11 protein-coding genes are annotated in these 12,469 nt (G+C 45.0%); all 11 read left to right on the forward strand.

Translation table 11 applies throughout. The features are described from left to right. Positions 1–101: 101 nt before the first annotated feature. The gene (locus ACKTT9_RS17435; RefSeq protein ID WP_407872559.1) at positions 102–776 is read left to right on the forward strand and encodes a hypothetical protein; all 675 of its coding nucleotides are present in this window, start codon (positions 102–104) and stop codon (positions 774–776) included. Positions 777–790: 14 nt separating this feature from the next. Next, the gene (locus ACKTT9_RS17440) at positions 791–1,879 is read left to right on the forward strand and encodes a toxic anion resistance protein (protein WP_407872560.1); all 1,089 of its coding nucleotides are present in this window, start codon (positions 791–793) and stop codon (positions 1,877–1,879) included. A 115-nt stretch (positions 1,880–1,994) separates the two neighbouring features. Then, positions 1,995–2,189 (forward strand): hypothetical protein, encoded by a 195-nt coding sequence (locus ACKTT9_RS17445; protein WP_407872561.1) that lies wholly within the window; start codon positions 1,995–1,997, stop codon positions 2,187–2,189. Between the two features lie 174 nt (positions 2,190–2,363). After that, positions 2,364–3,968, forward strand: a complete 1,605-nt coding sequence (locus tag ACKTT9_RS17450) for a response regulator (RefSeq protein ID WP_407872562.1) — start codon at positions 2,364–2,366, stop codon at positions 3,966–3,968. Positions 3,969–3,993: 25 nt separating this feature from the next. After that, positions 3,994–5,775: a sensor histidine kinase gene (locus ACKTT9_RS17455; protein WP_407872563.1), complete on the forward strand. Its 1,782-nt coding sequence runs from the start codon at positions 3,994–3,996 to the stop codon at positions 5,773–5,775. 126 nt (positions 5,776–5,901) lie between these two features. Continuing rightward, complete coding sequence (locus tag ACKTT9_RS17460) at positions 5,902–7,308, forward strand: ABC transporter substrate-binding protein (RefSeq protein ID WP_127454135.1); 1,407 nt, start codon at positions 5,902–5,904, stop codon at positions 7,306–7,308. 70 nt (positions 7,309–7,378) lie between these two features. Further along, on the forward strand, positions 7,379–8,338 hold the full coding sequence (locus ACKTT9_RS17465; protein WP_407872564.1) for a carbohydrate ABC transporter permease: 960 nt from the start codon (positions 7,379–7,381) through the stop codon (positions 8,336–8,338). A 15-nt stretch (positions 8,339–8,353) separates the two neighbouring features. Then, positions 8,354–9,187 carry a carbohydrate ABC transporter permease gene (locus tag ACKTT9_RS17470; protein ID WP_127454137.1) on the forward strand — a complete coding sequence of 278 codons (834 nt, stop codon included), beginning with the start codon at positions 8,354–8,356 and terminating at the stop codon, positions 9,185–9,187. A gap of 14 nt (positions 9,188–9,201) precedes the next feature. Beyond that, complete coding sequence (locus tag ACKTT9_RS17475; protein WP_407872565.1) at positions 9,202–10,164, forward strand: Gfo/Idh/MocA family protein; 963 nt, start codon at positions 9,202–9,204, stop codon at positions 10,162–10,164. Positions 10,165–10,193: 29 nt separating this feature from the next. Beyond that, positions 10,194–11,063 (forward strand): sugar phosphate isomerase/epimerase family protein, encoded by an 870-nt coding sequence (locus ACKTT9_RS17480; RefSeq protein WP_407872566.1) that lies wholly within the window; start codon positions 10,194–10,196, stop codon positions 11,061–11,063. Positions 11,064–11,217: 154 nt separating this feature from the next. Continuing rightward, entirely contained in the window at positions 11,218–12,384 is a 1,167-nt protein-coding gene (locus ACKTT9_RS17485; protein WP_407872567.1) for a hypothetical protein, read from the forward strand. Positions 12,385–12,469: the final 85 nt, after the last annotated feature.

The following is a 12,469-nucleotide window of genomic DNA, read 5'->3' on the forward strand; positions in this document are numbered from 1 at the left end:
AGCGACAAGAAATGTCAGCAATCTTTGTGTGAATTTGGTGTTTGAATGTATAATAGATCTATAGATGAATTAACAACTGGGTGAATAAAGGGGGATGTACGGTGCAATCAAAGTTTAAAGTTGCTATAGGCATATCCGTTTTGGGGTATGTTGTAAGTCTCATAACTGCCCGCTTTCTGCCTGGCGCAGTTAACTTATTAGTGCCAACTACTTTCTCATTAGGCAGTCTTATGCTGATTAGTCGCAATTATTCAATGGAAATGAAAAGGCTGCAAGGTTCAAATACTGCCAGTGATTCTTTAACGAATACGGGGAGTACAAGCCGCACGAATCCGGGCAGTGAAATGGAGCCGCAGGGTAAAAGTGAAAGTGAAAACGATCCATTTTGGGGTCCGATAGCAGAGTACATTCATGTCATCGAAGAGACGATGATATCCGAAGGCCAGAAGAACACGCTGGATAATGAAATCGTAGAGAAGACGCTTAGTTTACTATCAAGAGTCGGCAGGTTAATTCCGCAGCTGAAAGAACTAAATGATGCAAACATGAATCATAACATACAACGGTTGATCTTCAAGGATCTGAATGGCGCGATTAACCCCTTTCTGAAGCTGGGCGGAGAAGCGAAACGGCTGAATCGTCGACTTCTGCTTACGGGGATTAAGGATATTAACTCCAAACTCTCCGCTTATGTCGAGACAATTGAACAAAAAGATCTCATGGAATTGCAAACGCGAATGGAACTCATCCAACAACGCTATCGTTCTGAAGACTAAAGGAGGAACTAACGATGACAACCCAATTAGTACAATTAAAATCGGCAGATTTGCAGAGAGTAGAGCAGGAAGCGAAACAAATGCTCCAAAAAGTATCGACCACGGATGACATGGAATTAGAAGTCCTGATGGACTCCATCGGTCGTATGGGTTCCAAAACCATGGAGCAAGCGGGTCAATCCTTAGCCATGTTAGAGCGCCCTGTGAATGAATTGATGTCCGGCAAACGATCAGAAGTTCAAAACAACATTTTGAAACTTCGTCATGAAATTGATTCTTTGAGCAAAAGCAAGCAGTTGGGTTTTTTCGAAAAAATCATGAAAAAAACACCGCTGAAAAACTATATTTATAAATATCAGTCCGTAAAAACGAACGTGAATGCGATCGTCCAATCGCTTCGCAATGGCAAGGAAACACTGGAAGAAAATATGGCTTACATGAAAACATTGAAGAAAAACTCTTTAGAATCGGTTTACAACCTTCAAATGCGTATTGCCATGGGCGAGAACTTAAAGCAGTTGTTTGAAACGGAGATTAGCAAGCCGGAAAATGAAGGACGTAAGGTTCATCTCGAAAGAGGCCTTCGTAAAGTAGTGACGCGTATCCAGTCATTTCAGGAAATGGTCATCCTCTATCAGCAAGCGATTGCGGGTACGGATATCATCAATGACAATAATGATAAACTCATTGATGCGGTTGATGCGACAATTGACAAAACGCAGAATCTACTAACTGTATCCGCGATGATTTCAATGGCGATCGAGGATCAAGTACAAACCATTGATGCAGTCAATTCGGCGAACGCGACACTTAATAAAATGTTTGAGGACAACTCACGGTTATTGAAAGAAACGACGCAGAAAACGAACGAGCTGCTTGGGAACTCGGGCTTACAGATGGATTCCATAGAGCGTGGCATGAATGATCTCTTTAGTGCACTGGATCTATTCGAACAGTCCAATCGGACAATCATTCAATCGGCTACGGAGCACACGAAACGGCTCGGGAACATTAGCCAGCAGATGACCCAGCGACTCGGCTTAATGCCTGGCAATAAAACAATTGCAGAAAAAGACGCTGAGCTTAGCGGACTTTTAGAATAAAAGAGAGCGAGGCTGCCCTTCGTATGGGGCAGCCTCGCTTTTTTGTGAATAAGATTTTTCCATAATTGGGAAATTAGACCGAGTGTCAAACCAATCGAAATGGGAGGTAAATACAATGCCTGATACGTCGAAAGGCCAAAAGAATGTCGTTGAAAACAAAACGAGCATGTTTAATAACATGGGGCAGTCAGCCACAAATTATGTCCAAAACGCTATTGAGAATGTGTTTGATTCCACACAAGACGCAACCCAAAACTTGGTGAATAACGTCATGAAGCGGCGGAAATCGGGCAACAAAAATGAGGTTTAAGGTACAAACGTCGAAATAGCTGGAGTTTCTCCAGTTATTTCCTTTCTATGGACATGGACATCTTTTTAGCACCCACTTTTCAGATCTATCAAATTCATGTAAAGTATGGAAAAGACATCTAAGTAATAAGCGTTTTTGAAGGGTAACGGACCTTTTTATACGAGAGGAGAATGAATGATGTACTCTTTATTAATCGTGGATGATGAAAGGTGGGTTCGTCAAGGATTAGTTACAACGATTGATTGGGAAGCAGAAGGCATTGAAGTCATAGGAGATGTTGAGGATGGAGAAGATGCATTAACCTTCATTCAAAACCAGATGCCGGATATCATCATCACAGATATCAAAATGCCGCGTATGGATGGTCTTGCTTTCATTGAAGCCGTAAAAAACGCTAATATACCCTCGAAAATCATTATTATTAGCGGATACAGCGAGTTTAGCTATGCGCAAAAAGCGATGCGTCTCGGAGCCGTTGATTATGTGCTGAAGCCAATCGAGGAAACCCTCATGCTGGAGGTTGTGCGAAAGTGCATTGAGCAAATCAAACGTGAGAGAGAAGATCATAACGAATTCGTGCAGATGTCAGAACGCGTTCGAGAAAGTTTGCCGCTGGCGCGGCAGCGGTATGTTGAAACACTTCTCACAAATGGAAGCGCTTCACAACAATTCTCGCGAACGGTGTGGGATCGTCTGAACATTCCACTCGACCCCGACCAGATCAAAGTCATCATGATCAAGATTTATGACTGGGGTGTACATGAGCACAACCCGAAGGAGCATTACTTGCTGCGCCATGCCATTGGCAATCTCGCCAAAGAAACCGGGAAACATGCCATGAAGATGATCGCTTGTCCTTTGCATGACGACCCCGATACAGATTTAGCCATTCTAGTTTCGTCTAACAAGGAAGCTGATCTTGCCCATGAGCAGGGGATTTGGGAGACGCTCATCTCCGCTTGCTGGCGGTACTTGGGGATCGGCATTAACATTGGAATCAGTAAAAATAGTCAGATCACAGACATTCATGCCTCCTTCCAAGAAGCCGTACAGATTTCCGCCTATGCGTTCTACGAAGGATATGGAAAGGTTTATGATGCGGATCAGATGGACGTGCCTCAGTCCCATTCACTCCCTAAATATACGCCGCCTAATGGCTGGGTAACCAGGTTTGTACATGCTGTGAAACTTAGCGATGATGCTGCGCTTCGTGCTTTGATTGATGAATTGTTCGGACATTTGCAAATGCATAAGCAGAAATGTTCGCCGTATGTGTTGAGAAAGGGCTTAACCTCACTCTTCACAGAAGTGGAGATGAAATTGGAAATCAATTATGCTTCAGATTTGAAAGAGGCAACTAAGAGCTTTGTCCTTCCCTACTTTGCTTTGTCAGATCTCAAGGATGTGCTCCTTACGATTCTGCTCCAGTTCCAGCCAGGCGATAACGCCTCGGGAAATCGAAAAAGATTTATCGAGCTTGCTGTCGACTATATGGAGAAGCACTATACAGAACCGCTTACGATGAACCGGGTTGCCGAGCATTTGTTTTTGAACCCCTCTTATTTTAGCAAAATATTTCATGAAAAAACGGGGGAGACGTTCAGTAAATACTTAATTCGTCTTCGGGTCAACAGAGCTAAGGAACTGCTCAAGGTTTCGACGCTTAAAATTTATGAGGTGGCGGAGCAGGTGGGTTACCAGGATTTCAGGCATTTTGTGAAACTGTTTAAAGAGCAGGAGGGCATGACACCAGCTCAGTATCGCGATATTGGCGTCTAATGCCTAATTTGGAGGGGACAATAGCTTGAAGCTTCTTGCGCATCTCAAATGGCGTTCCGTAGGCTATAAATTATTCATTTTATTTTTTGCAAGCATCACGATCTCCATCATGCTCATGGGGTATTTATCCTATCATAAAGCAAATGAAATTATCAGCTCCAAAGTCTCGCAAGTAGCTTGGCAAACGATTCAGCAAGCGAATAGACGGCTTGAGCTTATTATGAACGAATATGATAACAGGTCTTTATTGATATTTGGCAATAAGGAAATTCAGAAAGGCATTCTGGGTGAATACCGGGACAGCTACGATCAAAGCTATAACAACCAACAGATCGGCAAATTTTTATCCAATTTGGTAAATGTCAAAAATGATACGTTGAACATTTATATTTTGGGTGAGCGCAGTGCTTCCTACCGGTTCACGAACACGGGTTTCACAGAACTACCGATGGTAAGCAAGGTAGAGAAAGAGCAGGATTGGTACAAGCAGATTAAAGCGGCTAACGGTCAGGTGGTTTGGTATGGCATCCGATCCCCCCTTGTTAAATCAACGATTGATCAAGACAATAAACCGGTTTTTGTGATGGGGCGCTCGCTCAAGAACTTCGATAATCTGGATCAAACGCTTGGCGTGCTCATCATGGAATTTAATCCGGAGTTGATCCAGCAATTTTTGTCAGAGGTTGATTTCCAAGCGCAAGGTACGACGTATATTGTGAATCAGGACGATACGGTTGTTGCCGATTCGGACGGCTCATTAAGCATGCGTCCAGCAGGCTTGAACCTTCCCCCGAATCCAAGCGGGTATTTAACCGACAGGGTCGATGGCAAAGATCTCATGGTCGTTTATGATCAATTGAAAATTAATGATTGGAAGCTTGTCGGCATGGCTCCGATTCAAAATTTGGTCAGCGATTCAAGAAAAATCGCCTACTACACAGTCTATCTCGTCATTGGTTTTAGCGTCGTGGCAATCGCTTTAGCGTTTTTATTTGCCAAGCAAATGCATAAGCCGGTCAGAATGCTGCTGTGGTCCATGCGCAGGGCAAGAGAAGGCGATTTCGATGTGCAAATTATGGATGAACGCAAGGATGAATTCGGCATGCTGTATCACGGTTTTAACACGATGGTGACGCGCATTAAGGATTTAATAGATGAAGTGTACATTCAAAAACTGCTTAAAAAAGAAACGCAATTGAAAATGATGGCCTCGCAGATTAACGCCCACTTTTTATACAACACATTGGATTCCATTCATTGGATTTCCCGCATTTATAAGGTCGATGAGATCAGTACAATGATTTTCGGTTTATCGAAATATCTCCGGATCAGCTTAAGTGAAGGAAATGATTTTGTAACCGTCAAAGAAAGCGTTGAGCTGCTAGAGAGTTATTTATCGATTCAAAAAGTAAGATATCAGGACAAATTTACGGTGAATATGAACATAGATTCCGCCATGCTGAACCATAAAGTGCTGAAATTCGTTTTTCAGCCTCTTGTTGAGAATGCGATTTATCATGGTCTTGAGAATAAGCGTGGCAAAGGCCGGCTGGATATCCGTTGGAAAATGGACGGTCAGATTTTACACTTCGAGGTAGAGGACGACGGAATTGGAATTCAACCGAATAAAATGGCGGAGCTTACGGCTATGATGGCCAGTGATGAGTGGGAGGGAGAGCATAATTTTGCTTTAAGAAACATTCATTCACAAATTCAGCTAACTTATGGCAAAGAATATGGTCTATCGATTGAAAGTACGCCGGGGTCAGGAACAACAGTGAAGCTCGTACTACCACTTCGATTATGACGAAATCCGTGAATGAACAAAAATAATACACTAAAAACAAAAATACCCACGTTTAAAGGAGACCTTGAAAGCGCCTACAATAAAGGTGAGCTCATCAGCGAGTGAGAAACTTAAAGGAGGATCAATATGAATAATAGAAAAAAACGTATCGATTGGCAAAGTAAAAAGTTGATTGCACTCCCCCTCTCAGCAGCACTGGCAATTACTCTGACAGCGGCCGGCTGCAGTTCCACGAACACCGCATCGAGCAGTCCAAGTACCAAAGGAACAGACACAAAGAGCACAGACGCTAGCACACCTAAAGCAGCTACAAGTTCAGGAGATCCAGTTACCATTGATTTTTGGTTTCCGTGGGGCGGAGACTATCAGAAGGATTTTAAAGCTACGGTAGTAGACGTATTTGAGAAGCAGCATCCTAACATAAAAGTGAAAATGACCTTCGTGGAGACAACAGGCCAAACACAAGCCTCCGATAAATTGCTGACGGCTATTGCCGGCGGAAATCCGCCAGATGTCGCTTTGTTCGACCGATTCTTGATCGGTTCTTGGGCGGCGAAAGGTTCACTGACAGATTTATCGGGTTATGTGAAGAGCAGTGGAATATCTCCAGATGACTATTATAAAGGGCTATGGGCCGAAACGGTGTATAAAGACAAAGTTTATGCGTTACCATGGGGTACTGATAATCGCGGGATGTTCTACAACAAAACGCTGATGAAAGAAGCGGGACTTGATCCGAATAAGCCACCTACAACGATCGCAGAGTTAGATCAAATGGCGGAGAAAATTTTCAAAAAGGGCAGTAACGGCAAATATTCGCAAATCGGATTTATCCCCTGGATGAATCAAGGCTACTTATTCACGCATGCATGGAACTTTGGCGGGAAGTGGGAAGATAGCAGCCATAATTTGACGCCAAACGATCCGCAGAACGTTAAAGCGCTTGCATGGATGGCTGACTATGCGAAAAAGTATGACATCGGGAACTTGACCAGTTTTTCCGATGCCATGGGGCAAACCGGTATGAATCCATTCTGGACAGGTAAGGTTGGTTTCGAATTTGATGGCAACTGGATTTTGAATGATTTGGCGAAATACAAATTAAACTTCGATTGGGGCGTTGCTCCAATGCCTGTAGCAGATGGCGCCAAACCGACGACTTGGGCAGGTGGTTGGTCCTACGTTATTCCGAAGGGCTCCAAGCATGAGAAGGAAGCATGGGAATTCGTCAAGTTCGTCGCGCACAAGGAAGGTACGCTGCTCTACGCCAAACGTCCGAAAGCCGGAAATGATATTACGGCAATGCCGCAAGTGAATGAAGAGTTGAAGCTGTCTGATAACCCGAACTTAAAGGTATTTCTGGACTTAATGCCAAATGCATACACAAGACCGGTATCCCCTGTAGGCGCCTTCTTGTGGAATGAATCCATCAGGGTGCAAGATTTGGCGATTCATGGCAAAGGCGATGCCAAAACGCTGCTTGATGAAGTGAAAAAGAATGTGGACACGGAATTAGCTAAAGTTGGTAATTAGATTCTAGAAAATAGGAGGCAGGGCATTCTGCATGGCCCTGCCTCTGATACTTGAAAAGGAGGGGAACGGATTGAAATTGGCTGAGACTGAAACTTCCATCAATAAACTGTCAGCTTCCGCAAGTGTTGTAAAGACGAAGAAAACGCGCTTCGAAAGAAAGATTTCCTTATTCGGATTGATCTTCGCAATGCCTTGGATTATCGGTTTGCTTCTCTTTCACGCCTATCCGCTTATTATGTCAGCTTACTACAGCCTAACCACCTACAGCATTCTTGAACCCGGAGAATTCGTAGGTTTCGATAATTATGCAAATCTTTTCAAAGACCAGGTATTCTGGATCAGTATTTATAATACCTTGTACTATACGGTGATTTTCGTTCCGCTCAGTATTGCGTTTGGGGTATGTCTGGCGCTGCTGCTGAATTTGAAAATACGCGGTCAAGGTTTTTACCGAACGTTGTTTTTCATTCCTAGCTTAGTCCCTCCAGTCGCGACTACAATCATCTGGTTGTGGCTGCTCAACCCGCAATTCGGTCTCGTGAATTTTTGGTTGGAAAAAATCGGGATTTCCGGCCCGCCGTGGATCGGAAGTGAGGCCTGGTCGAAGCCGTCCTTAATTCTTATGAGCTTGTGGGGCACGGGGCAAGCGGTTGTAATTTACTTGGCAGGCTTGCAGGATATTCCCCAAGATTATTACGATGCCGCCAGCGTGGATGGAGCCAGTGCTTGGCAGCGAACGAAAACGATTACGTTACCGCTTTTGACACCTGTTATCTTTTTCAATCTAATTATGGGCACCATCGGCGCTTTACAGAATTTTGTTCTCCCCTATACCCTCACAAATGGTCAGGGAACGCCGGCTAATTCCATGATGTTCTATGTCATGTATTTGTACACGAACGGTTTCGGTTACTTGAAAATGGGTTATGCTTCCGCGATGGCCTGGATTCTGTTCTTGATTGTGGTCGGTTTAACGGCGTTGATCTTCGCGTCACAGAAGCGCTGGGTCCATTATCAAGGAAAAGAATAGGGAGGAGAGATTATTATGGGAAGCACAGAACTTGGAACTGTTCGAAAAATCTTTTCACATCTCTTGTTAATTCTCGTTGGCGCCTTTTTCCTTTCGCCATTTCTATGGATGGTGTCTACTTCACTCAAAGCAAATGACGAATTGTTCATATGGCCTCCAGTATGGATTCCACATGTCATGGAGTGGAGCAACTATCCTGCAGCGTTAGATTATATTCCATTTTTCAAATATTTGAAGAACACGCTTACAATTGCTGGCCTGGCAACATTCGCGGTGCTGTTATCCTGCCCGCTTGTTGCGTATAGCTTGGCTAGAATTCCTTGGAGGGGGGCGAAGCCGCTTTTTGCCGTGACGCTCATCGTGATGATGCTGCCTTATCAGGTCACGATGATTCCCATTTTTATCGCCTTCAAAAATTTCGGCTGGGTCGGGACCAGCATCCCGCTTTGGCTTCCTGCTTTTTTCGGAGCACCGTTCTTCATTTTCTTGCTGCGCCAATTCTTTATGGGTTTGCCCAAAGAACTGGAAGATGCTGCGCGCATTGACGGCGCTTCAGAGCTTCGCATTTATTGGCAAATCATTCTTCCATTGTGCCGTCCTGCTTTGCTGACAATTGCATTGTTCCAGTTCATGGGCAGCTGGACGGATTATCAGGGGCCGCTCATTTATTTGTCCGACGATAGCCAATACACGTTGATGCTTGGCATGCAGTCGTTCAAATCGCAGCACGGCGCCGAGTGGCAGATGATGATGGCTACGCTGGTTATGATTACGCTGCCTATTATTTTGCTTTACTTTTTTGTACAAAGAGCATTTATTCGAGGAATTACTTTCTCAGGTATTAAATAGGAGGCTGCAACCCAATGAGCAAAATTCGTATTGGTATGATTGGAACGGGAGGAATCTCCCAAGTACATGGCCGTCAACTGCTGGAATTAGAGGAAGCGGACATTATAGCGCTTTGTGATACGAGCACGGAGAACCGAGAAAAGTTTGCAGCCAAGTTTGCGCTTGAAGGTGTAAAGCATTATACAGACTATAAAGTGATGCTGGATGAGATCGAATTGGATGCTGTCGTGATCTGCTCACCGCATACGCTGCACTTCCAGCAAGCGACCGATGCGCTGAGCAGAGGGCTGCATGTCCTCATTGAGAAGCCTATGACTTGTTCATCAGAGGAAGCGGAGCTTTTGATTGCAACAGCAGAGAAGGCTGGGAAAGTCATGCAGGTCTCCTACCAACGGCATTTCCAGCCGGAATTCCTGTTCATTCGCGATGCGATTGCAAACGGTGAGATTGGGAAGCTGACGTCGATTACGGCATCTTTGTATCAGGAATGGAAACAGTTCACGACCGGCTTGTGGAGACAAGTTCCTGAGCTGTCTGGCGGCGGTATGCTGATGGATTCCGGCAGTCACATCGTCGATGTGCTCCTATGGACGACGGGGCTTACACCGGCTGAAGTGAAGACGAACCTGCACACCCAAGGAGCACCAGTGGAGATCGATTCTTTTACCTCCATCCGGTTCGAGGAAGGCGCTGTGGCTGGGCTAAACATTATCGGATTTGCGCCATGCTGGCATGAAACTTATGTGTTTTGCGGGGAAGATGGAGGTATTTTTTACGATAATGGTAAAATTACGATCCAGCGCTTTGGAGAAAAGCCGGTTGTTCCTGAACTGCCTAAACAAACGACGAATCAGGATAAAAGCTTTATCGACGCCATTCTAGGACGGCATGAGGTTAAGGTGCCAGGCACATTTGCGCTGAAAGTCGTTAAGTTTACCGAGATGATCTATCAAGCTGGGGGCTATAAACCTTATTAAGGCTAAGTTGGCATAAGGAGAGTAATGCTATGAAATTACAAATAGGAATGCGCATCCCGCCTAAAATCGGTGCTGAAGGTTTGGAGTTAACGGCAGCATGGGCCGTTCAAGCAGGTTTGGATGTCCTCGATGTCCCTCATTTGAATCCTGAAGTCAAACAAATATGTGACGTAGCGGGAATCGGAATTGGTTCCGTCGATGCGGTGCAAATGGGTGGCACACTTCTAAGCGAAGAGGATGCTCGCAGAGAAAATGCGGCCGAAGCCGTCAAGAAGCAGATAACGGAAGTGGCTGCGCTAGGTGCGAAGGTCATGTTCATGTGTCTCGTGCCGGAAGATCATACGCAATCGCGTCAGGAGAGCTTCGCGATATGGAAGGATACATTCCCGGAGATTGTCGGCCATGCGGAACGCGAAGGCGTCTACATCGCCATTGAGGGTTGGCCAGGGCCTGCTCCTCATTATCCGACGATTGGCTGTACTCCGGAAATGTGGCGCGCCATGTTTGAAGCCCTCCCGTCCAAGCATTTTGGCTTGAATTATGATCCGTCTCATATGGTGCGGCTGGGTATCGATTATTTGCGCACATTGACAGAGTTCGGCGAAAGAATCAATCATTGCCATGGCAAAGATACCGAAATTCTGCATGATGAGTTGTATGAATGCGGCATCTTGCCGGCAACTTTTGGTGCGAAATATGGCTTCTCGGAAGGCTCTTGGCGTTACACGATACCAGGTCAAGGGGATGTTGAGTGGAGTAAGGTCGCTGTGCGATTAGACCGCCTTGGCTACAAGGGCGCGATTTCCATTGAGCTGGAGGATCACCGGTTCTGGGGCACACTGGAGAAGGAACGGGAAGGTATCGTGAAAGCGGCGGCGCATTTAAGGAATTATTTTTAATGTAGGCTTCAAAAACCTTATCTATTCAGCATGCTGCTGTTTAGGTGAGGTTTTTTTGACTCAGGAAAATATATCCAAGGTGTGGCGAATATGATAAGATAATGTCGAATTCATATCCTGCGAAATTAGATGTATTTTTGCAAGGGGGAGCCCAATGCACGCACGTAGCTCGAGTCAAGCAGTCAAACAACCAGCACAAGGAGGGAATTCAAGAAGGGCAAGTACACAGCAGAATCTGTCGAATCATCCTTATTCATATCTCTTACAATTACAACGAACTATTGGAAATAAAGCTGTCCAGCAGATGATGGTCGGGACGCCTCTGATACAAGCCATGAGATGGCCTGCTGCCAAGCAGCAAACCAAACTAATTAGCCAAATCGATGAATATTGGAGCGACTTGGATAATTCGGATGTTAAGGAATTCTATGAGTGGTGCACTTCGGATAAACAATTTGAGATTATTCCCAAGGAACTTAGCCACTCGGAATGGAAAACGTTAAGGAGTAAATGCACAGGGGCTCAAATGGATGAACAAGGTTTTTCGGGCGATCCTAGTGAGGGGAATGTAAGGGCTATTTTTACCTTCCTTACAGCGAAGAAAGTGGTTCCCTTCAAAAGTTTCGATATGGGAACTTATGTGGAATCCAATGATCTGTTAGCTGCTGATATCGCAAGCAAGCAAACCCAAGGGACGTTCAACCTCGATCGAATTATTGAATTGGATAAATCATTCGCTTTTGATCTCGTAGAGGCGGACAAAGAACGGCACGCAGCGCTATGGGAAAAGGAGAACAATGCGGATCTCGAAAGAGAAAAAATATTGACGCTTAATCAAAGAATTAAAGCGGCAAAAGAAAAAATACAGCTTGCCCTAACATCATTGGTTCATGTCCATGAGATCAGGATCGCTGAGGAGAAAGAAGCGGCCAAAAAGAAAGCGAAGATCGACGGTGCTATCTTAGCGGCAGAGCAGTCGTATGCAATTACTGGCAGTAGTCAATTGACACAAGCGATATGGGCCAGCACGAAAGCAAATGCCGGGGCAACAGGTTATTTGGAGATTGGCGGATCATATTCGGCCCAGGAATTGCAGACCGCACATGATGAATGGCGTGCTTTTGGTATCGCCTATGACAGTTCGGTCGGCAAAGTCGATTTTCTGGATAATATACACAGCCCAGGGAATGGAACTGCGCAGGATAAAACAGGCCATGCTAACTTTGAGAGCCGCTCCTGCTCGAGACAAGTCGATTTCATTTCCACGTGGGGTGGAAGCCGTACGGTTATGCATGTGGGTTTACAGGGAACGGAGAAGTAAGATTGATGCTGAAAAAAAGCAATTGCGAACCGCGCTTAGCGCGGTTTTTTCGATAAAAGGTTACTTCCCTATTACTTGTATGATA

The sequence above is a fragment of the Paenibacillus sp. P36 genome, from assembly GCF_045866505.1.
GTDB classification, from domain to species: domain Bacteria; phylum Bacillota; class Bacilli; order Paenibacillales; family NBRC-103111; genus Paenibacillus_E; species Paenibacillus_E chondroitinus.

What these genes read in the sequence shown, in the direction of transcription:
- ACKTT9_RS17440 (WP_407872560.1), top strand. Translation starts at nt 791, where the DNA reads ATGACAACCCAATTAGTACAATTAAAATCGGCAGATTTGCAGAGAGTA.
- ACKTT9_RS17445 (WP_407872561.1), top strand. Translation starts at nt 1,995, where the DNA reads ATGCCTGATACGTCGAAAGGCCAAAAGAATGTCGTTGAAAACAAAACG.
- ACKTT9_RS17450 (WP_407872562.1), top strand. Translation starts at nt 2,364, where the DNA reads ATGATGTACTCTTTATTAATCGTGGATGATGAAAGGTGGGTTCGTCAA.
- ACKTT9_RS17460 (WP_127454135.1), top strand. Translation starts at nt 5,902, where the DNA reads ATGAATAATAGAAAAAAACGTATCGATTGGCAAAGTAAAAAGTTGATT.
- ACKTT9_RS17470 (WP_127454137.1), top strand. Translation starts at nt 8,354, where the DNA reads ATGGGAAGCACAGAACTTGGAACTGTTCGAAAAATCTTTTCACATCTC.
- ACKTT9_RS17475 (WP_407872565.1), top strand. Translation starts at nt 9,202, where the DNA reads ATGAGCAAAATTCGTATTGGTATGATTGGAACGGGAGGAATCTCCCAA.
- ACKTT9_RS17480 (WP_407872566.1), top strand. Translation starts at nt 10,194, where the DNA reads ATGAAATTACAAATAGGAATGCGCATCCCGCCTAAAATCGGTGCTGAA.
- ACKTT9_RS17485 (WP_407872567.1), top strand. Translation starts at nt 11,218, where the DNA reads ATGCACGCACGTAGCTCGAGTCAAGCAGTCAAACAACCAGCACAAGGA.